The following is a 24,367-nucleotide window of genomic DNA, read 5'->3' as shown; positions in this document are numbered from 1 at the left end:
TAAAATAAATACAGAAAAGCAATACGTACCTTTAACCAAGTTAAATATGTTAATATAGTTGTATTTCGTCTATTATTTTTGCTGATTGTAGAAAAAGTAGCTATGTTTACCAAGAATTACAAAAAGAAAAATTAATAATTCGCCCAAATTTACAGAGCGATAATATATGAAGATATGAAACAGATTATTACTATTTTATTTATCGGACTAATCAGCTTTTCTATTAATGCTCAAGAAAAGCAAGCTGAAATTAAATTTAAAGCTGAAACTATAGATTACGGTACCATTGAAAAAGGTTCTGATGGCGTACGTATATTTGAATTTACCAATACTGGAGATGCTCCACTTATAATCACAAGTGTAAAATCTTCTTGTGGATGTACTATTCCGTCTAAGCCAAAAGACCCTATTTTACCAGGTAAAACAGGAGAAATTAAGGTAAAATACGATACTAATCGTGTTAACCCAATTAGAAAAACTATTACTGTAATTTCTAACGCTAAAACACCAACAATTGCTCTTAAAATAAAAGGCTTAGTTGTTGATTCTAGTAAAGCTAGTATTATAGAAAAAAAGAATAAAAGTATTGTTCAGCAATAATTAAAACTATTTATAATTTTAAAGGCTTAAATTAAAAATTTAAGCCTTTTTTCATTCTAACAAGTTTTCTAACTTAAAACTAAAATTCAATTTTTTCGTATCCCTTTCAACTTTTAACTTTATTGATTTACCAGCATTACCATAAAACAAACCTATTATTTCCTGTAAAGGTTGATGATGGATTGAATTACCGTTTACTGCCAACACAACATCACCCTTCATTAATCCAGCTCGTTTAGCGGGAGAACCCTCTCTCAATTCTACTATGGCATAAGCTGGTTTCAGAACCATCTTATATTCACCATCAAATACAATTCTAGTTCCACTATTTACCCTATTTTGATATCTAGTATCAAATTTTCGTTTAACAGCCTGAAATTCTTTAACATATCTCACACCTTGATGTGCCAATTCAATACCGCTTTTGTTGTATTGAAATTTCTCATTAAAATTCTTATTCTTTTTTAACGTTAATAAGGCACCCTTATAATCTATTACTATGTTAAAACGCTTTAAAATATTACCAGACATACTACCATTTCTATTCTTAACCTTTTTTGCATAGACAATTGAAAGAGAGTCAGGATATGCTACATTAGGACTTTTAAGTTTAAAACTCTTTAAATAGAAGGCCTGTGCTTTTGCTCTTTTACCATAAACACTTCCGCTTAAACCATGACCCAAAAAATCATTAAAAAACTTTTCTCCAGAAACTATTCCTAAGGATTGGTCTTCAAACAACCACAAACTATCACTTCCTCCAGTATCTATCAACAATTTTAATGGTATGCGATTATCATTTAAACCTACTTCTGCATAAACGTATGGCTTATTGTTATGAAATTCCAGGTTAAACTGTTCACATTTTCTGCAACTTTTGTAACTATATTTTTCTGGCTCTGTTAACTTTATAACTTTAGTAGAATAATTTATCTCAACCACCAAGTCTTTAAATAAATCAAACCCAATGATACCATGAATAGGAACACCTAAACGTGGACCAAAATTTAGGTTTAAATCATAAACAGCATACAGATCTTGACTTAAGTTAAAGGTATCTCCAATTTTAAAAAAATTATTACTAGACCTAATGGCTTCAACAGGCTCATCTGTACCTAAGCCTCGTATAAAAATCCGCTCTGTGTTTTTTATTTTTAAAGTATCAGAAATATTTAAGAAATTAAAAATAATGGGTTTACTTACCCCAGTATCTAAAAGAAAGGATAACTCAACTCCATTAACTTCTATAGGTATAACTATTAAGTTATTAATTAGTTTAAAACTAATTTTATCTGTTCCCTTTTTATTTTGAATAATAAACTTATTCTGAGAATAACCTATTCTACTCAAACAAAAAAAGAATAAAAAAAGAATGAACAACTTTTTCATTGAAGAAGACCTATCTTTATATAAAATCAATTTACAAATCTTTTATATAGCCTAACTATTTAAGCTCATTTTTTAAAAAAACTTTAAGATAATTTTCTCAACTTTGCAGACAAAATTAAAATTAGATGCCTACAATATCTAAAAAAGGGCAATTAATGCCAGAATCTCCTATTAGGAAATTAGTGCCTTTTGCTGAAGAAGCAGTAAAAGATGGTAAACACATATATCATTTAAACATAGGGCAACCGGACATTAAAACACCTGAAATTGCGCTACAAGCCGTTAGAGAAAATGATGTTGAGATATTATCGTATTCACGTTCTGAAGGCTCAGAAACCTATAGAAAAAAATTAGCTGATTATTATGATTACCACGATATAAATGTTTCTCATAAAGATATTGTAGTTACTACAGGAGCAAGTGAAGCCATTGCATTCATATTTGGAAGTATTATGGATGTTAACGATGAAGTAATAATTTGCGAACCCTTTTACGCTAATTATATAGCTTTTGCAACTGCGGCTAGTGTAAAAGTAGTTCCTATAATTTCTAAAATTGACGATAATTTTGCATTACCAGCAATTGAGGAGTTTGAAAAGCTAATTACACCTAGAACAAAGGCTATCATGATTTGTAATCCTGGAAATCCAACGGGATGCTTATATTCTGAGAATGAAATAAGGCAATTGGCAGATATTGTAAAGCGTCATGATTTGTTTTTAATTTCTGATGAAGTTTACCGAGAATTTACTTATGACGGGCATTCTCACTATTCAATTTTAGAATTAGAAGGACTTGATGAACATACTATAATGATTGACTCAGTTTCTAAACGTTATAGTATGTGCGGTGCAAGGGTTGGCTGTTTGGTAACCAGAAATGAAACTATAAGACATACTGTTTTAAAATTTGCTCAAGCAAGATTAAGCCCACCTACATATGCTCAAATAGCAAGTGAGGCTGCTTTGGAAACACCACAAAGTTATTTTGAGGAGGTTAAGTACAAATATATTAACAGAAGGAATACATTAATTGCTGAATTAAACAAAATAGATGGTGTTAAGGTTGCTACTCCAAAAGGAGCTTTTTATTGCATTGCAGAATTACCAGTAAAAGATGCTGATCATTTTTCGCAATGGCTTTTAGAGTCTTTTGACATTGACAACGAAACTGTTATGGTTGCTCCAGCAAGTGGATTTTATTCTACCCTAGGTATTGGAAAAAACCAAATAAGGATTGCGTACGTACTTAACAGAAGGAGTTTAGTTAAAGCTGTTAACATTATAAAAGAAGCCTTAAAAGTTTATAAAGACTAGTGCATATTGAACAAAACATATCTTTAAAGCCTTATAATACTTTTGGTATTGAGACTAATGCGAAATATTTTATTTCTGTTTCAAATATTGAGGAATTAAAGGATGTTCTAAAACACAAAAATTACACGAATAAACTCATTTTAGGTGGAGGTAGCAATATGTTGCTTACCAAAGATATTGAAGGTCTTGTAGTTCATGTCAATATTAAGGGCATTTCTGTTATTGATGAAAGTGATGATCATGTTATTGTAAAAGCTAATTCAGGCGAAAACTGGCATGAATTTGTTCTTTGGTGTTTAAAAAATGATTATGGAGGCTTAGAAAACCTATCTCTAATTCCAGGCAATGTGGGGACTGCCCCTATTCAAAACATTGGAGCTTATGGTGTGGAATTAAAGGATACTTTTGTGTCTTGTGAAGCTATATCTTTAGAAGATCAATCACTAAAAACATTCAATAAAGAAGATTGTAATTTTGGGTATAGAAATTCTATTTTCAAAAACGAGGCAAAGGGTAAATATGTTATAACTAATGTAGCTTTTAAACTCACTAAACAAAATCATCAACTTAATACAGGTTACGGTGCTATAATTTCAGAATTAAAAACAATGGGTATAAAAGCTGCAACAATACAAGAAGTATCAAAAGCAGTTATAGCTATTCGCGAAAGCAAACTACCAAATCCAAAAGAGATTGGTAATAGTGGTAGTTTCTTTAAAAACCCAGTAATTTCTATTGAATTATTCCATGAGATTCGTAAAAACTTTGAAGACATCCCTAGTTACCCTATTTCCAAATCCGAAGTAAAAATTCCTGCTGGTTGGCTTATTGAAAAAGCAGGTTTTAAAGGCAAACGATTTGGTGATTATGGGGTTCATAAAAATCAAGCATTAGTATTGGTTAATTATGGAAATGCCAAAGGTGAGGACATTTTAAAACTTGCTAAACTAATTCAGAAAACAGTAAAGAGATTATTTAACATTTCTATTGAGGCTGAAGTTAATGTCTTATAATAAAAAAGAAATTTCTAACTTTGGTAACATAAAACATGCCTTAAACCAAAACTTATCTTGATAACACCCATTGAAAAAGAAATAGTTAGTCTTTTAGAATTAGGCGATAAAAAAGCCATTTCATTATTATATGAAAATTACTCAGATTCGCTCTATGGGGTTATTAAAAAAATAATAACAGACGATGAAATAGCTCAAGATGTTCTTCAAGAAAGTTTTGTTAAGATTTGGCGCTATTCAAAAAAATATGATGCCTCAAAAGCAAAATTATTCACGTGGTTATATAGAATTGCATATAATACGGCTATTGACAAAGTAAGATCTTTTAAAAACAAAAAAGGTAAAGAAGTCCAAATTGAAACATCTGTCGTATATACTTTTACAGCAGATAGTATTAATCAAGACGTGTTGGATATAAAAAAACATCTAAATACACTTGATGAAAAATATCAAATTGTTATTAATGCACTTTTTTTTGAGGGCATGACACAGCAAGAAGCTAGTGATGAATTAAACATTCCTTTAGGAACAATTAAATCAAGATTAAAAATTGGATTACGTGAATTAAAAAAAATTTACAATCCTTAACCAAATAAAGTCATGAATGAAAAGATAATTACTTTCTTAAATTCTGGCCTTTTAGAAAAATATCTAATAGGTGAAACTACTTCTGCTGAAACAGAAATGGTAGAAACTTATATTACCAAATATCCAGAAGTACAGAATACATACAACACATTACAGTTTAATTTAGAAGTTGTAGCAAAAAGCAATGCTATTGAAGCACCAAAACATATTTTAAATAATGTTTTAGATGAACTAGACGAAGCACCTGTTATAAAAATGGGAAGCTCTAACAAATACAAAAAATGGTATAAGCTTAGTATTGCAGCTAGCATTGCTGCTTTTATTTTTGCTGGAACATCCATATATTTCTATGATCAAGCTAGGAAGTTAGATAGTGACACGGTTGTATTTGATCAAGAAATTTGGGATTTACGTGGTGATATAGCAGAAAACAGAAAAGCATTAAATGAAGTAATGCATCAATTGTTAAAACTTAACAATCCGGAGACTGCAAAGTATATCATTAACGGAAATGAGAGGGCAAAAGAACTTAAAACAGTTGCATATATAAACCCAAAAGAAAGAACATCAATGATAGATGTGGTATCATTACCTAAATTACCAGAAGAACAATGTTACCAAATTTGGGCTGAATTACAAGGAAAAATGGTGAGTTTAGGCATTTTAAATGAGGCCGACAGAAAACTAATAAATATTCCATATGCCGAAAACGCCTTAGCTCTAAATATTACTATAGAACCTAAAGGAGGAAATAAAATTGCCTCTTTAGAAAATAAAGTTGCGGAAGTTAGTCTTCAGTAATTAGAAAGTTTATAAAAAATTAATAGCCTCGTTTCAAATAATGAAACGAGGCTTTTTAAATATACAATTTCAATTTTATTCTTTATCAAACAAAGCTTTGTGAATTAAGCCTGCTAAAATAGCACCCGCAATTGGTGCTACCCAAAACAACCACAATTGCGAGGTATATTCACCACCAGCAAATAACGCTTGACTTGTTGAACGAGCTGGGTTAACAGATGTATTAGTAATTGGAATACTAATTAAATGAATTAAAGTAAGCCCCAAACCAATGGCAATAGGTGCAAACCCTTTAGGCGCTCTTTCGTTAGTGCTTCCCAAGATAATTAATAAGAAAAAAGCTGTAAGCAAAAACTCTGCAATTAATGCTGCTATCATGGAATAACCTCCTGGAGATAATTCGCCATAGCCATTTGCTGCAAACCCACCAATGGAAACAAATTCTGTACTATTGGTTATTATTAAATATAAAGCCCCAGCAGCAACCATACCACCTATTAGTTGAGCTATTATATATCCTATTAAATCTTTAGCTTCAAACTTACCTCCAGCCCATAAACCAAAAGATACAGCCGGATTAAAATGTCCTCCTGAAATATGCCCAACAGCATAAGCCATAGTTAAAACGGTAAGACCAAATGCTAATGCTACCCCAGCAAATCCAATACCCAATTCTGGAAAAGCTGCGGCAAAAACCGCACTACCACAACCACCAAAGACAAGCCAAAATGTTCCGAAAAATTCTGCAAATAATTTTTTCATAATTCTAATTTAATTAGTTAGTATTTCAATGTACAAATTATTAATATGACTCTAAAACAAACTTTTAGTCACATCGTTATTGTTTTTTCAGTCAGCTAATAAAACTGATAAAAATGTTACCTTTGCAGAAAATACTTTTTAATGAAACTTTTTTTAATCACCGTAATAATCTTAGGTATTGCTATTGCTGGAATAGCCATTAAAATATGGGCAAAAAAAGACGGTAAGTTTGCTGGTACTTGCGCAAGCCAAAACCCAATGCTTAATAAGGATGGTGAAGCATGTGGGTTTTGCGGTAAAACACCAGACCAATTTTCAGATTGTAACGAACCTCAACACTCCTAACCCTGAATGAGTTTACTTGATTTTGTTTACAATACATTTATTGTAATAGTTTGTATTCAAGTTTTTTTTTATTTATTTCTATTTGGAAGGTTTTCATTCTCAAAACCAGAAAAGAAATCTTTAAAAAAAATTGGAGTCTCCATAATTGTTTGTGCTAAAAACGAGGCTGAAAATTTAAAATCGTTTTTACCTTCAATAATATCACAAAATTACCCAGACTTTGAAATAGTGCTCATTAATGACGCCTCCCAAGACAATTCGTTAGATGTGATGGAGGATTTTAAAAGAATATACAACAACATAAAAATTGTTGATGTAAAAAACGTGGAAGCCTTTTGGGGTAATAAAAAATATGCCTTAACCCTTGGTATTAAAGCCTCCAAGTATGATTATTTATTATTTACCGATGCAGATTGCAAACCTGTATCAAAGTATTGGATTCAAGAAATGATTTCCCATTTCAGTAATAAAAAACATATTGTTTTAGGTTATGGAGCTTATTCAAAAATTAAAAAATCTTTACTAAACAAATTAGTTAGGTTTGAAACCTTAGTTACTGCCATTCAATATTTTTCATTTGCAAAATTGGGCATTCCCTATATGGGGGTTGGAAGAAATTTAGCATATACTAAAAAAGAATTTTTCAATGCTAACGGATTTATAAACCACATTCAAGTGCGCTCCGGTGATGACGATTTGTTTATCAACCAAATAGCCACAAACAAAAATTCGTCTATATGTATTTCAAAGGAAAGTTTCACAGAATCTATACCAAAAAGCACTTTTAAAGAATGGTTTAAACAAAAAAGAAGGCATGTGTCAACAGCAAAACACTACAAATTAAAACACAAAGTTTTGTTGGCGTTAATTTACATTACACAGATTTGGTTTTGGGTATTGGCTATAACTTTATGTTTTTCAATTTATAATTTGCAAATTGTTTTATTACTATTCTTATTAAAGTTAATAGTACAATATATTGTTTATGGTTTTTCAGCAAAAAAATTAAATGAAACGGACCTACTAATTTTCCTCCCTTTTTTAGAAGTCTTTTTAATTATTACACAATTAACTATCTTTATAAATAATCTTATTTCAAAACCTAACCATTGGAAATAAAAGTTGCCATTAAACAGGCTAAAGAAAACAACCAAAAAGCGTTTAATTATTTACTTGATACATTCTGGGATGATGTTTACGGCTTTCAATTAAAACGAGTTGAGAATGAAAATGATGCCGAAGACATTACAATTCAAACCTTTTCTAGAGCTTTTGATAAAATTGACACTTTTAATGATTCTTATAAGTTTAAAACTTGGCTAATTACAATCTCTAAAAATATTCACATTGATTTATTAAGGAAAGAGAAAAAAATATTGTCTAATATGGTATCTAACGATGAAAAATCTGTACTTCAAATATTAGACGAATCTCCATCCGCTGAAGACAAGCTTATTACAGAACAACATTTAGTCAAATTACTAAAAGATATTAAAAAGCTAAAACCGCATTATCAAAAAGTAATAAACTTACGCTACTTTCAAGAGTTAAGCTATAAAGAAATTTCAAAAGAACTTGATGAGCCAATAAACAATGTAAAAGTGAAATTATTAAGAGCAAAAAAATTATTAGCAGAAATTATTCAAAATTCTAAATGATTGCTAAACTCAAAAATTTAGGACCAGGTTTGCTTTTTGCTGGTGCAGCTATTGGAGTATCTCATTTAGTTCAATCAACTAAAGCTGGTGCAGATTTTGGTTTGGGGCTATTATGGGCGTTACTATTAATAAATTTATTTAAATATCCATTTTTTCAATTTGGACCAAGGTACGCATCAGCTACTGGTGAAAGTCTTCTAGATGGTTACAAAAAATTAGGAAATGGAGTTTTAGTTATTTACTATGTTATAACTTTTGCAACAATGTTTACAATTCAAACTGCGGTAACCATTGTAACCGCAGGTTTAGCCTCTTCCCTATTTGGAGACTTTATTAGTATTGAACTATGGACAGTTATTATTATAATTATTTGTTTAACCCTGCTCATTGTTGGTAAATATAAATTACTAGATAACCTTATGAAGGTTATAATTATAGTATTAACCATTACTACAGTATTAGCAGTAATTTTAGCAGTAATTAATAATAAAGACCCCGTTAGATTTAACCAAATACTTCCAGATAATAGTATCGAAATCACCTTTTTAATTGCTTTTATGGGTTGGATGCCAGCTCCATTAGATATCTCTGTGATTAACTCTCTTTGGGTTGTAGAAAAGAAAAAAAACACTAAAGCATTTAATCCTAAAACTGCAATATTTGATTTTAATGTTGGCTATATTAGTACTATTGTATTAGGTATTGGCTTTTTACTATTGGGTGCTTTAGTCATGTTTAATAGCGGAGAATCTTTTAGTAGTTCAGCAGGTAAATTTTCTAATCAATTAATAAACATTTACAAAACTAGTTTAGGTAATTGGAGTTGGGCTTATATAATTATTGGTATTGCTGCTTTTACAACTATGTTTAGCACTACTTTAACAACTCTAGATGCTACACCTAGAGCCATGGCTAAAACAACAAAATTACTATTTAATAAGACCACCAAATTTAATTATACTTTTTGGATTGGATTATTATCAATTGGCACTATAGGTATTTTTATTTTTTTAGCTTCAGAAATGGGTTTGCTTATTAAAATTGCCACTATACTATCATTTTTAACAGCACCATTTTTTGCAATAGTAAATTATATTTTAGTTTCTAGTAAACACACTCCAAAAGAATGGCATCCTAATAAAAAAATGCATATTTTAAGTTGGTGTGGTATTATATTTTTAATAGGATTTAGCATCTGGTATCTCACCACCCTATAAAAGTATTTTTTATAGAATACTTTGTATCTTTGCATTTCATTTTTTTACAATGCAAAAAGAAACGACATCAAATATATTACCGGAGCGTAAACCTAAACCCAAATGGCTACGTGTAAAACTCCCAACAGGAAAAAAATACACAGAATTAAGAGGTTTAGTAGATAAATACAACCTTAATACAATTTGCACCTCAGGAAGCTGCCCAAACATGGGTGAATGTTGGGGTGAAGGTACAGCCACTTTTATGATTCTCGGAAATATATGCACGCGTTCTTGTGGGTTTTGCGGCGTTAAAACAGGGAGACCAGAATCTGTTGATTGGGATGAACCGGAGAAAGTAGCACGCTCTATTAAAATAATGAAAATAAAACATGCAGTTTTAACCAGTGTTGATAGAGACGATTTAAAAGATATGGGAAGCATAATGTGGGCAGAAACGGTTAAAGCTGTTAGAAGGATGAACCCAGAAACCACATTAGAAACCTTAATACCAGATTTTCAAGGTATTGAACAGCATATTGATAGAATTGTAGATGTTGCTCCAGAAGTAGTATCTCATAATATTGAAACTGTAAGACGTCTTACAAGAGAAGTTCGTATTCAAGCTCAATATGATAGAAGTATGGGCGTTTTAAAATATTTAAAACAAGCCGGACAAAGACGAACCAAATCTGGAATCATGCTTGGTCTGGGCGAAACCAGAGAAGAAGTTATTGAAACAATGCATGATTTAAAAGAAAATGACGTGGATGTTGTAACCATTGGGCAATACCTTCAACCAAGTAAAAAACATTTACCAGTGAAACAGTTTATTAACCCAGACCAATTTAAGGAATATGAAGAAATTGGTTTAGAACTTGGTTTCCGTCATGTAGAAAGTAGCGCATTGGTAAGATCTTCATATAGAGCACAAAAACATATAAACTAAAAATGATTACTGTTGCAATCAACGGTTTTGGTAGGATAGGTAGACGTGTTTTTAGGTTGCTTCAAAATTATGAAAACATTCATGTTGTTGCTATAAATGATTTAGCTGATTCTAAAACCTTAAGCCATCTTCTAAAATACGATAGCATACATGGTCTTTTTAATGGCATTGTTTCTTCAGATAACAATAACCTAATAGTTAACCATTCTAAAATTCCACTACTAAATAAAAAACACCCCAAAGATATTAATTGGTTGCCTTATAGTGTTGATTTTGTTATTGAGGCAACTGGTAAATTTAAAACTTCATCAGACTTAGAGTACCATTTAAATAATGGGGCTAAAAAAGTAATTTTAAGTGTTCCTCCTCTTGAGGATAATATAAAAACAATTGTACTTGGTGTAAATGATAATACAATAGATGGTTCTGAAAATATAATTTCAAATGCATCTTGCACAACAAATAATGCGGCACCAATGATTGATATAATCAATAAATTGTGTGGCATTGACCAAGCCTACATTACAACCGTACACTCGTATACTACCGATCAGAGTTTACATGATCAACCTCATAGAGATTTACGTCGTTCACGAGCAGCCGGACAATCAATCGTTCCAACCACTACTGGAGCAGCAAAAGCCTTAACAAAAATATTTCCACAACTCTCAAATGTTATAGGAGGTTGTGGTATAAGAGTACCTGTTATTAATGGTTCTTTAACTGATATTACTTTCAATGTTAAAGAAACTGTCACCATAGAAGATATAAATAATGCCTTTAAAAAAGCAGCATCTAGTAACTATAAAGGAGTAATTGAGTATACAGATGACCCAATTGTATCAATAGATATAATTGGTAACACTCACTCATGTGTTTTTGATTCTCTAATGACATCTGTTATTGGTAACATGGTTAAAATAATTGGTTGGTACGATAATGAAACTGGTTATTCTCAAAGAATTATTGACTTATTATGCAATTTGTCGGAAAAAAAGTGTGTTTTGTCGATAAAATAATTATATTTGTCTGTAATATTGAAATAATTATGTCCCAGATTAAACAATATATAACTGTACTAATAATGTTATTAGGGCTCTTTTCATGGTCTCAGAAGACCATTAATGAAGATCCAGAAATCATTCAAAATAACATTAACCATAGAATTGAGCAATCTCAAGTTCAACTAGAAAAATTCAACTATTACGAGGCCCAAAGAAATCTAGACGAGGCTTTAAAACTTGCTGTTAACACGGATAATAAAGAGAGTATTGCTATTATTTACACTATCAAAGGTAAACTTCAACTTATTATAAAAGAAGAAGATAATGCCTTAAAATCGTTAAACGAAGCTATTAAAATGCAACGTGAAACTAAAGACGATGGTAATTTAGCTCATTCTTACAAAACTTTAGGTGAGGTTTATGTTGCAAAAGGAGATTATTATCAGGCAACAGATTATTTTAGGTCGGCTAAAAACTTATTTGAACAAGAGGAATTAGATGCGGGAATTGCAGAAACTCTTCTTTTAGAAGGCAAAACTTTTATGTTGTTAAAAAACTACAGAAAAGCAAGATCTGTCTTAGAACAAGCCACAGCACAAGCCATTAAAACAAACTTATTAAAAGTTCAAAGTGAAGCCTTATTAAATCATGGGTTGGTTTATGACAAATTAGGTGATAATGAAAAAGCTATAGAATTAGCTAATAATGGTTTACAAATAGCTAAAGAAAACAAATTCACTGGCGTTTTAAACCAGGCTTATTCAATTGTAAGTGACTTATATAACAATACGGGTAACTACCAATTTTCAAGAAACTTTTTAAACAAACATATTAAGCTATCAGATTCTATTAGAAATTTAACCCGTATTAGTACAACAAAAGAACATGAAACTCAGTTCTTATTAAATGAAAGAAATGATAGAATTAAGGAATTGGAGGCACAAGCCAAGGCTGAAGAAGATGATGATGGCATAAGAACATTAATTTCAATTTTAAGTGTAGCCCTTATTACAATTTTATCGCTTTTAACCTTATCGTTATATAAGAACAATAACATTAGGTTAAAAACTAATAATATGCTTCATAAAAAAAATGGAGAACTTATTATAGCCAAAGAAAAAGCAGAATTAGCATCAAAAACTAAGGCTAATTTTTTATCTACAGTAACACATGAGTTGCGTACACCTCTTTATGCGGTTACAGGATTAAGCAATATGCTTCTTGAAGAAAACCCAAAGCCTACACAGATTCAACACCTAAAATCTTTAAAGTTTTCTGGAGATTATTTATTAACTTTTATTAATGACATTCTTCAAATAAATAAGATTGAAGCTAATAAGGTAGATTTAGAACCAGAACCATTTAACTTAAAGAAAAAGATTAATAACATTATTCTAGCTCTTAATAATTCTGCTGAAGACAATAACGTTAAAATTCATTTTGAATTCGATAAAAATTTACCTGAAAACTTTATTGCAGATCAAATTAAAATATCTCAAATTTTAATCAACCTAATTGGTAACTCTATTAAATTTACTAAAGATGGTGATATTTGGATAAGAGTTTATAAGCTAGAATCTAAAGACAAAATTTACACTTGCCGCTTTGAGGTTGAAGACAATGGAATTGGTATTAGCCAAGAGAAACAGGATAACATGTTTGAAAGTTTCTCTCAAGGTTCTATACAGATTAATCGCAAATATGGTGGTACAGGTTTAGGTCTTTCCATTGTTAAAGGTTTAATTGATATTTTAAAAGGAGAAATTCATGTAAAAAGTGAATTAGAAAAAGGTACTACTTTCTATTTTGAAATTCCCTTAGAATACACACCAGTTGAAGAAGTCAATGAAGTTAAAAAGTCTTATTTTGATAAAGACAGTAATGAATTAGACCTAACTAATGTTAAAATTTTGGTAGTTGAAGATAACAAGATTAATCAAATGATTACCAAAAAGATTCTAACTAAAATGGGACTTAACTGTGACATTATTGACAATGGAACTGATGCGGTAGATATGATTAAAACCAATGATTACAATGTTATATTAATGGATATTCATATGCCAGGGATTAGTGGTATTGAAGCCACAAAAATTGTAAGAACCTTTGATAAAGAACTTACTATTTTTGCGCTTACGGCTGTTACCATTGAAGATAAAATGCATGAGTTTGAGGAAGCCGGTTTTACAGATATTATTCCTAAACCTTTTAAGCAAGAAGAATTTGAGAAAAAACTATACAACGCTTTAGCTTCTAAAGAAGACAAACCTGCTACAGCTTAGTTTTTATAAAACCGTTAATCATACTATTAAAAGATTCTGAATTATCAATGGAAACCTCAATTGGCAAATAAAACAACTTGCCTTTTAATTCTTCATAATCTTTCAACCTCATAAAGTCTTTTTCTGTAGTTATTATAAGTGATTCAATTGCTAAATCATCAATTTCATTTTGGGTGAAATTATGATGATCCTTAAAATTTAAGTGATTAAATTTCAAATCTTTATCATTTAAAAAACTTACTAATGGTTTTGCATTAGCAATACCCGTAACCAAGGTGAAATTATTTAAATTAATTAACTCCTTTGTTAGCTCTTCAGAAAACACATTTTCAGAGTAGTTAATACTACTAAAAAAAACCTTTTGGCTTTCATCAGGCTTAATTCGTTTTAATAAATTATTCTTTTCATTATGAGTTAAATCACTTGGGCATTTTGTTACCACAATAGCATGTGCACGTTTTGCTCCGCTTCTAGGTTCTCGTAAATCACCTGTTGGTAATACATAATCATTAAAATAAGGATTACTATAGGTTGTTAGCAAAATATTAAAACCCGCTTTCACTTTTCGGTGTTGAAAGGCATCATCTAGTAAAACTATATCAGGAGAAAAATTACTAGCCCTTAACCTTTCTATACCGTTAGTTCTATCTGCATCAACGGCTACCTGAATATCATCTTTAAACTTATTATAAAACTGAAATGGTTCATCACCAAGAGTATCTGCATTACAATAAGCCTCAGCCAATTGAAAACCTTCTGTCTTTCTTTTATAACCTCTACTTAAAGTAGCTACATTGTAATCTTCTTTTAGTATGCGGATTAAATATTCAATCATAGGGGTTTTCCCAGTACCACCAACACTTAAATTCCCAACACAAATTACAGGAAACTTGTATGAAGTTGATTCCTTAATACCATTGTCATACAATTTATTTCGTAACCAAGTTACAGCATAGTAAACAGGAACAAAAGGAAAAAAGATGTAGCGAATTATTTTCATTACAGCAAAGTAAATATTTTATATTTGTTTAATAATCAATTCATGAAAATATTATGAATATTCAAGATGTTATTAATCATTTAGAGGTATTAGCACCCTTAGAATATGCTGAAGACTTTGATAATGTTGGGCTATTAGTTGGAGATAAAGACGAAAAACTAACTGGAGTATTAGTAACATTAGACACACTTGAAGAAGTTGTAGATGAAGCAATTACCAATAATTGTAACTTAATTGTTAGTTTCCACCCTATTATTTTTAAAGGACTTAAAAAAATAACCGGAAAAACTTATGTAGAGCGCGTAGTTTTAAAAGCTATTAAAAACAACATTGCAATTTACGCTATTCATACGGCTCTAGATAATGCTATACAAGGTGTAAATGATATTATTTGTAATAAACTAGGATTAAAAAACAAAAAAATACTCATTCCGCAAGCTGCTACAATTAAAAAGCTAACCACTTATGTTCCAATAGATGAGGCCGAAAACTTGAGAAATGCTTTATTTGAAGCTGGTGCAGGACATATTGGCAATTACAGTCATTGTAGTTTTAATACCAATGGTATAGGTACTTATCAGGGTAATGAAGATTCAAATCCAACATTAGGAGATAAAGGAAAGACACATAATGAAAAAGAAACGCAAGTTTCAGTAATTTTTGCAAAACACCTGGAGTCTAAAATTATAAAAGCCTTAACCGAAACTCATAGTTACGAAGAAGTTGCATTTGAAGTTGTAACTATAGAAAACAAGAACCAAAATATTGGTTTGGGTATGATAGGTGAACTTGAAAACCCAATGAATGAAGAAGATTTCTTAGCGTTTACAAAAACTCAAATGAACACTGGTTTTATTAAGCACTCGCAATTCTTAAATAAACCAATTAAAAAAATAGCCGTTTTAGGTGGTTCTGGTAGTTTTGCTATTAATGCTGCAAAATTCTCTGGAGCGGATGTTTTCATAACATCAGATTTAAAGTATCATGACTTTTTTATGGCAGAAAACACAATGCTTTTGGCAGATATTGGGCATTATGAAAGTGAACAGTTCACAAAAAACTTTTTAGTAACGTATCTTACAAAAAAAATTACTAATTTTGCAGTCGTTTTATCAAACACCAATACCAATCCTGTTAAGTATTTTTAAAGTATGGCTAAAAAGAAAGAAGTAACTGTAGAAGAGCGCTTAAGAGCTCTATACGATTTACAACTCATAGACTCACGTATAGACGAGATTAGAAATGTTAGAGGTGAACTTCCATTAGAAGTTCGTGATTTAGAAGATGAAGTAGCTGGACTGAACATTAGATTAGAAAAGCATGTTGCAAGCTTAGAAGTAATTGATAACGATATTAGTTCTAAGAAAAATCTTATTGAAGAATCTAAAGCTTTAATTAAGAAGTATGGTGAACAGCAAAAAAATGTTAGAAACAACAGAGAATATAACTCATTAACTAAGGAAATTGAATTTCAAGAATTAGAAATTGAATTGGCTGAAAAGCATATAAAAGAATTTAAAGTTCAAATAGAGCAAAAGAAAGAAGTTATTGGCGAAACTAAAGAGCGTTTAAAAGAACGTGAAAACCATTTAAAACACAAAAAAGGTGAGCTAGATGCTATCTTAGCCGAAACTGAAAAAGAAGAACAAGCATTAATTGATAAATCTGATAGCTATAAAGCTCAAATTGAAGATCGTTTGGTGAATGCTTATAATAGAATTAGAAATAGTGTAAAAAACGGGTTAGCAGTAGTACCAATTGAAAGAGGTGCATCTGGTGGTTCTTTCTTTACTATTCCACCACAAGTGCAAGTAGAAATTGCTTCACGTAAAAAAGTAATTACAGATGAGCACAGTGGTAGAATTTTGGTTGATGCTGCATTAGCTGAAGAACAAAAAGCAAAAATGGAAAAAATGTTTGCTAAACTTTAATCCATTTCAAGCATAAATTTAAAGAGCCTTCACATTGTGAGGGCTTTTTTTTTTGGGCGTTACCCTTCGGGTCGGGCTTTTCGCGTTACACGGTAACTAGCTACAATCCCTAACGCGGAAATACAAATCCGGCTAATTCAGAAAGTAAAGTCCCAAAATCAATTCGAAGAATTGAACACCAAGGCGCAGAATAGATGCAGAAAAGCTCTGGAAATAGGAGAACGACAGTTCGACGCAGAGTTTTCAAATCGGTTTTCTTTCCGATTTCTTGGAAAGAAAAATTCCTTGGCTTGGGAGCCCTTTTTTGATTCGTTTTTTGGGCAAGCAAAAAATGAATATAATTACTTATAATTTTAAGGTTTTGTATTTTTATACGTCTGAAGAAAGAAAAAAACATGAAAAACCTAATCACACTTTTAGCAGTTACAATATTGTTTAGTTGTCAAAACTCAGCACAATCAAAAAAAGCTCATGAAAGTATAATCAATGCAAAACCTATTGAGGTTCCGTTAGAAAACGGAAAAGCCAGAGCATATTTTGCCAGCGGTTGTTTTTGGTGTGTAGAGGCTGTTTATGAAAGTGTAAAAGGTGTTGAAGAATCCATATCAGGTTATTCTGGCGGACATTCAAACAACCCAACTTATGAAGCCAGTAATACCGGGCGCACAGGTCATGCAGAGGCTGTAGAAATTATTTACGATCCTAATGTAGTAAGTTTTGAAACCTTGGTTGATGTGTATTTTGCATCACAAAACCCAACTCAAGTTAATGGTCAAGGACCAGACAAGGGTTCACAATACCGGTCTATTCTTTTCTACCAAAACGAAACTCAAAAACAAATTATACTTAAAAAGAAAGTGGCTTTGGCTAAAAAACTGAATGCAACAATTGCCGCCGAAGTATATCCATTTCAAAAATTCTGGGTAGCAGAAGATTACCACCAAAACTATGAGCGGTTGCACCCAAATCACCCTTACATTCAGCGTATTTCTATTCCAAGATTAAATAGGTTTAAATCTCAATTCCCTAAAGAATTACTTAGGGAAGGGCACTAATATTACGCTTAACGTTGTACTAAACTTTGATAACCTAGTTTAACGTTAGACATAAAAATATACCAAAACTGTTTATATACATAAAACCATTGCATGTATTACGGAAAATAAATGTGCATTTTAAATTAAACTTATTTTTTGTTTTTTAATTGTACTTATTGAATGTTATAAGAAACTAAACGTCTAACAATAGGCGGAGTAGAACTACTAATATATGAGAACGTATGATAAATAAGCCCTAAACCACTTGCATAATAATAACGGTCTAAACCACGAGACTGTGTACCGTTTGAAAGTATAGCGTAACGCTCAGAATTTACACATTCAAATTCTCCTGCTTCAACATTAATGATAGTTGAACCTTCAACAAGAACTTCATAAACATTTCCCCAATTATTTTCTTTCACAAGTCGCTCTTCATAATTGTTATTGGTGAATAGTATAAAACCTTCTTCATTTATTAAATTTCCGTCTAACTCTCTAAAATACTCAAACTTTAGACCAGTAGGATTACTTTCTTCAGTTCTAAAATCACTACCTATAGTTTCGGTTCTAAACTTGTAATAGGTATTTCCTTCAATAACCTCAGTACCAACAATTGAAACATAATCTACAACACCATTATCTCTATACTCTTGTGTGCTTGCATCATATCTTTGGCTTTTATAAACCCAAGAATTACCAACTTCTAATGCGTAAAAATTAACTTCATTATTTTCATTATCAAAAACAGGTTCATTCTCACAGGAAAAAATAAAAGCAATAATGTAAATGCACCATAAAGAATGTCTCATATTTTTAATTTTTAATAATTTTCCCAGTTTCTCTTCTCCCATCGACAACTACCTCATAAATATACATTCCTGCAGAAATATTTATTAAAGAAACTATTGTGCTTTGGTTATTTAATGAATTATTTAAAACTTCTCTTCCATTTAGATCTCTTAAAATAAATCTACCATTATTATTTGTGGAGATCTTTAGCTTAATAGTTAATTCATCTTGAACCGGATTTGGAAATAATAAACCTAATGACGCAGTTTCCTCATTAGTAGATAAACTCTGTAGAGGTAAATTATTATTTATTTCACAAAACACATCTAAAAACAAGGCTCCCATTGTATTAGTTGCTGTAAAATCATTAGTTACAAGTACAATTGTTATATCCTCTTCTTGCCAATAATATGATAATGAATTATTTATTCCATTACCACCATGCCCATAAGCATAGAATGTGTCTTCTGAAGTGGTTATTTCAAAAATTGTAGTTTCATAACCATAATATGAATTTACAGAAGTCGCACAACCAATAGGTCCGAAATTTTGCAAGGATCCAGCCGCTGGTGTTCTTAGTTCATCCATTAAACTAAGGGTTAGTAAATCCCCTTGATAATAGGTGTTATAAAATTTAGCAACATCGGCTATTGGAGCAATAAGAGCACTATTCCCTCCACGAGAACTTAAGTAAGATGTATGACTCCATGTGCTTCTATTTTCGGTTCCAGACCAAACACCATTAAGCTCATTCATATCAAAAGTTTCGCAAGAACTTAAATAAGAATTAGTCATTGAAAGTGGATTAAATATCCTATTCTGAAATATAGTTTCAAGGTTGTCTCCTTCAATAGCTTCAGCTATAAACCCAAGCATATAGGAATTACTATCATTATAATTATGAGTAGTGTTTCCATTGTCTGGTAGTGGCATGTAACTTAAAACTTCCCAAGGACACCAAACTTGAGGACGATCACTCCAAACCGCATTCCATAATACTGTTTGACCTGGATCCCAAACATCTTGTAGTGGAGACGTGTGTTGTAGTAAATCTTTTACCAAGATATCACCAGAAACATTTGCGATAGTGTCCGTATCAATGTAATTACTTATTGGGTTATTTATGTCTAATAATCCTTCTTCGTACATGTCTAGAATTACGTAACCTGTTAGGGGTTTTGTACCACTTGCCCAATGCCACTTTTTATTTACATCTACAGGATTACTTACTGAAGTTGAATAGCCACTCGAAATAGTGTGAATATTATTGCTTGGAAAAACTAAAGTCACAGCAACACCTTCCATACCATAGATAGCAATTTTAGAGTCCAGTACTCCTTGAAGGTTTGTCATTAAATCTTCTTCTGTAATTTGAGCATAAACCGTCATTTGAAGAAAAAAGGAAAGAACTATTGTAAGAAGTAATTTTGTTTTCATAACTGTTTATTTAAAGATTCAAAACAAATGTCTCTCATAATATCCTACATCGCATTTAGTATTGTTCCAACAGCATGTATTATTGTTACAAGGCTTGAAAAACCCTATAAACATTAACCATATAAGCCACTAATAAAAATTCAAAATCGCTAACTCACTAAGCCTTTTAAACTTGGTATCTAAAAAAAAGTCTTAAATTGTAATATCATAATCATTAATCCAAACCAATACTTCTTGACTAAACTTTTATACAAGAATCACTTCCTAATAATTATAATCATTCTTGCATCTGTTAATATTAATATTGCACAGATAAAAAACACTGTTGCCAACGGTTGGGTTTTTGAAGATTTTGAAAAAGACCTTTCTCAAGTTCAAAAGATAATTTATACTCTAACTCAGGATTCTAACGGTTTTATTTGGATGGGAACCATGAACGGAATTAATGTATATGATGGTAAAAACTTCCAGTTTTACAAAGATTATCATGATGATATCCTAGGTTTTAAAGGGCAACGTGTACAACATATTCTTGAGGACTCAAAAGGAAGAATTCTTATTGCTACTGGAAGAAATGGAATTAATGTATTTATGCCAGAAACTGGTAAGTTTATAAATTATAAAGATGATTTATTTAAAAACACTAACACCGATTATATATCAACCATTTCAGAAAACAGCAAGGGAAAGCTTTTTGTTGCTAGTGATTTGGTTATTACTTTTCGATTAAATGAAAATGGAGAGCTCATAAATCGACAAGTTTATAAACCAGACCTTGAAAATGAGGAAATTATCCTTCATGGTTTTATATATAATGATGATTACTTTATTGTTACCAACAAACGTATTATTTCTTTTGAAACTAAATCAACTGTTTTTAAAACTAATAAAATTAGACTTTGTAAAGTTAGAAACGATAAAATCTGGATATTAGAAGATACTAGATTAGGAACTATAGACCTTAAGTCTGGTCATTTTGAACCCATTGGATATGATTTTCCAAAATCAGATGGTTTTCCGCATGATTTCGATTTTCTTTCTCCTGAGATTGCCTTTATTGGTACGGTTAAAGGTCTTCTTCAGGTTAACTTAAATGAAAGCTCTAAAGCCAATAATACCTCTAGGCTAATAGTAAAAGAATATAATAGGCATGGTGAGAAAATATCAGTAGGTGTCTCACGTATTTTTAAAGACAAAATGGGTAGCCTATATTTTAATTTTAGAGGAAATTATGGAGGCTTAATGAAGCTGAATAAAAATCAGCTAAACTATAAATATATCGGTCTTCCTGAGCCTTATAATAAAGAGCGTTATATTGCTAATGTTTTTCATGATAGTTTTGGGTTATATTGGTTAAACACACCTTACGGTTTATTTGCTTACAATTCAATTCAAAATGACTTCCATAGGTTTTCAAATGATTCTATAATGGCATTTAATGGTACGGATTCATCTGGAATACTTGAGGATAGTAAAAACCAACTTTGGTTGAACACAAATAAAGGAATAATTGGATTTAACAGACCTAGTAATAGTTTCAAGATATATGAAAAACCCGCTGGAAATAACTCTGCATATTATCCATCAGTGTTTTTCGACAATAAAGACCAGTTATGGTATCCTTCTAAAAAAGGTGTTTCTAAGTTTAATACTATAAATAAAACCCATACAGATTTTAATATTGGGGAACCTTCAGCTATATTTCTTGACAAGAAAAATACGCTATGGGTAAACATACAAAACGAGGCGCTATACGCTTACAATATTTCTAACGACAGTTTAGAGATAAAAGAAACCTACAAAGAGTTTTTTTCTACAATAAACACAAGACTCTTTCATTCTCCGGTGCGCCAAATACAATCTGACCATTTAGATAGATTATGGATTACAGGGTTTAATGGCATCTATGTATATGACTATAAAAACAGAGAAATTGTAAAACATTTTAATAAAAAAAATCTTTTAGCAGATGACAATATTTTTGCAACTCTAAAAGACGCTAATGGTAATTTCTGGGTAAAACAATATAGAACAGAGGCTTTTTGTATAGATTCTGAAAGCTTAGAAGTTATTGAGACTTTACCAAGATGGATGAACATTATTCCTACTCTAAGAGGAAATAGTGGCCTCATATATCAAGATAAAAACGGGCAAATGTTTACAAATGGAATAGATGGATGCTTTGTTTTTGATCCTACCAAAATAACAACAAATGCTCTTCCAATACGTGTTGTTTTAACAGGATTATCGATTAATGGAGAGGTATCCTACTCCAATTTTACTGGCACTCAAAATTTAAATCCGTATCATTTAAAATATGATAAAAACACTATTGAAATAGATATAAAAGAGGTTGGACAAAATAATTCACCTCAAAAAGAATTTGCATATAGAATGAAAGGCATTTCAGACGAATGGCAATTCAGTAAAAAATTACAGCCTTTAAATTACAACAACCTTCAACCTAATTCATATACTTTAGAAGTAAAATCAACTAGTGACGGAAAACATTGGAGTGAACCGCTAACATTAGCATCATTTGAAATTGTTCCACCTTGGTGGAAAACGGTTTATGCTTATTTAGCTTACACGATTCTTATAGCAATCCTATTATTTGCTTTCTACAGGCTACAATTAAACCGAAAGTTAGCAGAATCTGAGTCGCAAAAATTGAAGGAAGTAGATGATTTTAAGAATAAATTTTTTCAGAACATAACTCATGAATTTAGAACACCATTAACCGTTATAAATGGAATGGCTGAAAATGTAAATGACAAAGCTTCAAAAGTTATAAAGAGGAACTCCAAACAACTCTTGAGGTTAGTAAATGAACTATTAGAAATAGGAAAAATAGAGTCTAATACTTCAAAACTAAATATCAGCAATCAAGACATAGTTAAATTTATACGTTATTGTGTAGAGTCTCTTGAATCATTAACTATTAGAAAGGAAATAGATTTAAAGTTTATTTCGAACAAAGAAGAGCAATTTCTAGATTTCGATTCGGATAAAATTCAGTTAGTGATTAACAATTTAATTTCAAACGCCATTAAATTTACTCCGGAACACGGTAAAATTGAAGTAGAAATTGAAATAAACGATAGTTTTGTTGAAATACACGTAAAAGATACAGGCCCAGGAATTCCGTTAGAAGATTTAGACCTGATTTTTGACAGATATTTCCAATCCAAAAATAAAAGAACATCTGCAGGAACTGGCATAGGCTTAGCATTATCTAGAGAAATAATCAAGTTGATGAATGGTTCAATTTCTGCTACCAATAATGAAGATGTAGGTGCGTGTTTATCTTTAAAACTTCCACTGATTAATTCCGAGTCTGATGTGAACAATGGAACCGTTTCAATTAAAGGCAATTTAGGTAACAGCGAATCAGAAGAGATTATCCTAGTCATTGAAGACAATGAAGATGTATTGAATTACATTATTTCAATATTGCAAGATCAGTATCAGGTACACACCGCCCCAAATGGAAAGATTGGTTATCAAAAGGCCATAGATATTATTCCTGATTTAATTATCACCGATGTAATGATGCCTGTAATGGATGGTTTTGAAGCATGTTCATTAATTAAAACTGACTTTAAAACGAATCATATTCCCGTTATAATGCTTACAGCAAAAGCAGATATTGATTCTAAAATATCTGGTTTAAAAACTGGTGCAGATGTTTATTTAGGAAAACCTTTTAACCGCAAAGAGCTACTAACCCATATTAATAACCTAATTATTTTAAGAGAAAATCTTAAACAGAAGTATTCTCAAATGCTTTCTGAAGAAAATATAACACATCCCGAAAATACCGATCCATTTATAGATAAATTAACAGACCTACTTTTAAAGAATTTATCAGATGGTTCCTTTGGGATTGAAGATGTATGTAAAGAGTTAGGTGTAAGCAGAACGCAATTACATAGAAAGCTAAAAGCACTTACTGGATTATCAACTTCAATATTTATAAGAGATATAAGACTTAGAGAAGGGTACAAAATGCTTAAAAACACAAACCATAACGTATCGGAAGTAGCATATTCGGTAGGTTTCAATGATCCCTTTTATTTCTCAAAACTTTTTACTGAGAAGTTCGATATACCGCCATCTCGAATAGAAAAGTAGTTTATATCATAAAACAATATGCACAGTTCGTTCTACAGTTTTTATTTTTTAGAATTTAATACAATTTGCAATCTTTAGATTACAGCAGAAAATCAGATATGACTTTGTCCAACGAGCCATAGACTTTACCGTT

At 31.1% G+C, this 24,367-nt stretch carries 21 protein-coding genes; 16 read left to right on the top strand and 5 right to left on the bottom strand.

Going from position 1 to position 24,367, the window contains the following annotated elements:
* Nucleotides 1-174 precede the first annotated feature (174 nt).
* Nucleotides 175-600, top strand: a complete 426-nt coding sequence (locus N1F78_RS10070) for a DUF1573 domain-containing protein (protein ID WP_406683033.1) — start codon at nucleotides 175-177, stop codon at nucleotides 598-600.
* Between the two features lie 51 nt (nucleotides 601-651).
* Here N1F78_RS10070 and N1F78_RS10065 read toward each other — a convergent pair whose 3' ends face one another.
* Nucleotides 652-1,950 carry a PDZ domain-containing protein gene (locus N1F78_RS10065; protein ID WP_406683032.1) on the bottom strand — a complete coding sequence of 433 codons (1,299 nt, stop codon included), beginning with the start codon at nucleotides 1,948-1,950 and terminating at the stop codon, nucleotides 652-654.
* A gap of 164 nt (nucleotides 1,951-2,114) precedes the next feature.
* Between N1F78_RS10065 and N1F78_RS10060 the strand changes: the two genes are divergently transcribed.
* Genes N1F78_RS10060 through N1F78_RS10045 form a run of 4 tightly spaced genes read left to right on the top strand, consistent with a single transcriptional unit; the run spans nucleotide 2,115 to nucleotide 5,707 of the window.
* A complete protein-coding gene (locus N1F78_RS10060; protein WP_406683031.1) occupies nucleotides 2,115-3,305 on the top strand; it encodes a pyridoxal phosphate-dependent aminotransferase in 1,191 nt (396 codons plus the stop codon).
* Nucleotides 3,305-4,318 carry a UDP-N-acetylmuramate dehydrogenase gene (murB, locus tag N1F78_RS10055; RefSeq protein WP_406683030.1) on the top strand — a complete coding sequence of 338 codons (1,014 nt, stop codon included), beginning with the start codon at nucleotides 3,305-3,307 and terminating at the stop codon, nucleotides 4,316-4,318. The genes N1F78_RS10060 and murB overlap by 1 nt, the downstream gene beginning before the upstream one ends.
* A 57-nt stretch (nucleotides 4,319-4,375) precedes the next feature.
* Nucleotides 4,376-4,906, top strand: a complete 531-nt coding sequence (locus N1F78_RS10050) for an RNA polymerase sigma factor (RefSeq protein ID WP_406683029.1) — start codon at nucleotides 4,376-4,378, stop codon at nucleotides 4,904-4,906.
* 12 nt (nucleotides 4,907-4,918) lie between these two features.
* On the top strand, nucleotides 4,919-5,707 hold the full coding sequence (locus N1F78_RS10045) for an anti-sigma factor domain-containing protein (RefSeq protein WP_406683028.1): 789 nt from the start codon (nucleotides 4,919-4,921) through the stop codon (nucleotides 5,705-5,707).
* A 75-nt stretch (nucleotides 5,708-5,782) separates the two neighbouring features.
* Here N1F78_RS10045 and aqpZ read toward each other — a convergent pair whose 3' ends face one another.
* Nucleotides 5,783-6,469: an aquaporin Z gene (gene aqpZ / locus N1F78_RS10040; protein WP_406683027.1), complete on the bottom strand. Its 687-nt coding sequence runs from the start codon at nucleotides 6,467-6,469 to the stop codon at nucleotides 5,783-5,785.
* A 141-nt stretch (nucleotides 6,470-6,610) separates the two neighbouring features.
* On the opposite strand from aqpZ, the gene N1F78_RS10035 reads away from it, so the two are divergent.
* Genes N1F78_RS10035 through N1F78_RS10005 form a run of 7 tightly spaced genes read left to right on the top strand, consistent with a single transcriptional unit; the run spans nucleotide 6,611 to nucleotide 13,903 of the window.
* Nucleotides 6,611-6,814, top strand: a complete 204-nt coding sequence (locus tag N1F78_RS10035; protein WP_406683026.1) for a membrane or secreted protein — start codon at nucleotides 6,611-6,613, stop codon at nucleotides 6,812-6,814.
* 6 nt (nucleotides 6,815-6,820) lie between these two features.
* A complete protein-coding gene (locus tag N1F78_RS10030; RefSeq protein ID WP_406683025.1) occupies nucleotides 6,821-7,933 on the top strand; it encodes a glycosyltransferase in 1,113 nt (370 codons plus the stop codon).
* Nucleotides 7,924-8,472 carry an RNA polymerase sigma factor gene (locus tag N1F78_RS10025; protein ID WP_406683024.1) on the top strand — a complete coding sequence of 183 codons (549 nt, stop codon included), beginning with the start codon at nucleotides 7,924-7,926 and terminating at the stop codon, nucleotides 8,470-8,472. The genes N1F78_RS10030 and N1F78_RS10025 overlap by 10 nt, the downstream gene beginning before the upstream one ends.
* Nucleotides 8,469-9,689 (top strand): Nramp family divalent metal transporter, encoded by a 1,221-nt coding sequence (locus N1F78_RS10020; protein ID WP_406683023.1) that lies wholly within the window; start codon nucleotides 8,469-8,471, stop codon nucleotides 9,687-9,689. The genes N1F78_RS10025 and N1F78_RS10020 overlap by 4 nt, the downstream gene beginning before the upstream one ends.
* A gap of 49 nt (nucleotides 9,690-9,738) precedes the next feature.
* Nucleotides 9,739-10,617, top strand: coding sequence for a lipoyl synthase (gene lipA / locus N1F78_RS10015; protein ID WP_406683022.1), 879 nt, complete (start codon nucleotides 9,739-9,741; stop codon nucleotides 10,615-10,617).
* Between the two features lie 2 nt (nucleotides 10,618-10,619).
* The gene (gap, locus tag N1F78_RS10010) at nucleotides 10,620-11,636 is read left to right on the top strand and encodes a type I glyceraldehyde-3-phosphate dehydrogenase (protein WP_406683021.1); all 1,017 of its coding nucleotides are present in this window, start codon (nucleotides 10,620-10,622) and stop codon (nucleotides 11,634-11,636) included.
* 29 nt (nucleotides 11,637-11,665) lie between these two features.
* Nucleotides 11,666-13,903: an ATP-binding protein gene (locus tag N1F78_RS10005; protein WP_406683020.1), complete on the top strand. Its 2,238-nt coding sequence runs from the start codon at nucleotides 11,666-11,668 to the stop codon at nucleotides 13,901-13,903.
* On the opposite strand, the gene lpxK is transcribed toward N1F78_RS10005, so the two are convergent.
* Nucleotides 13,893-14,903, bottom strand: a complete 1,011-nt coding sequence (lpxK, locus tag N1F78_RS10000) for a tetraacyldisaccharide 4'-kinase (protein WP_406683019.1) — start codon at nucleotides 14,901-14,903, stop codon at nucleotides 13,893-13,895. The genes N1F78_RS10005 and lpxK overlap by 11 nt on opposite strands.
* A gap of 53 nt (nucleotides 14,904-14,956) precedes the next feature.
* On the opposite strand from lpxK, the gene N1F78_RS09995 reads away from it, so the two are divergent.
* The 3 genes from N1F78_RS09995 to msrA all read left to right on the top strand — a co-directional run bounded on the left by N1F78_RS09995 (nucleotide 14,957) and on the right by msrA (nucleotide 17,889).
* Complete coding sequence (locus N1F78_RS09995) at nucleotides 14,957-16,051, top strand: Nif3-like dinuclear metal center hexameric protein (protein WP_406683018.1); 1,095 nt, start codon at nucleotides 14,957-14,959, stop codon at nucleotides 16,049-16,051.
* 3 nt (nucleotides 16,052-16,054) lie between these two features.
* A complete protein-coding gene (locus N1F78_RS09990) occupies nucleotides 16,055-16,834 on the top strand; it encodes a zinc ribbon domain-containing protein (protein WP_406683017.1) in 780 nt (259 codons plus the stop codon).
* Between the two features lie 395 nt (nucleotides 16,835-17,229).
* A complete protein-coding gene (gene msrA, locus N1F78_RS09985) occupies nucleotides 17,230-17,889 on the top strand; it encodes a peptide-methionine (S)-S-oxide reductase MsrA (protein ID WP_406683016.1) in 660 nt (219 codons plus the stop codon).
* A gap of 155 nt (nucleotides 17,890-18,044) precedes the next feature.
* Here msrA and N1F78_RS09980 read toward each other — a convergent pair whose 3' ends face one another.
* A complete protein-coding gene (locus N1F78_RS09980; RefSeq protein WP_406683015.1) occupies nucleotides 18,045-18,683 on the bottom strand; it encodes a hypothetical protein in 639 nt (212 codons plus the stop codon).
* 4 nt (nucleotides 18,684-18,687) lie between these two features.
* Complete coding sequence (locus tag N1F78_RS09975; protein WP_406683014.1) at nucleotides 18,688-20,100, bottom strand: serine hydrolase; 1,413 nt, start codon at nucleotides 20,098-20,100, stop codon at nucleotides 18,688-18,690.
* 234 nt (nucleotides 20,101-20,334) lie between these two features.
* On the opposite strand from N1F78_RS09975, the gene N1F78_RS09970 reads away from it, so the two are divergent.
* Nucleotides 20,335-24,234 (top strand): ATP-binding protein, encoded by a 3,900-nt coding sequence (locus N1F78_RS09970; RefSeq protein WP_406683013.1) that lies wholly within the window; start codon nucleotides 20,335-20,337, stop codon nucleotides 24,232-24,234.
* The last annotated feature ends 133 nt before the right edge of the window (nucleotides 24,235-24,367 follow it).

Source organism: Seonamhaeicola sp. MEBiC01930, assembly GCF_045277075.1.
Lineage (GTDB): Bacteria > Bacteroidota > Bacteroidia > Flavobacteriales > Flavobacteriaceae > Seonamhaeicola.
The sequence above is the reverse complement of the archived record's forward strand: the minus strand, read 5'-3'. Positions and strand labels throughout refer to the sequence as shown.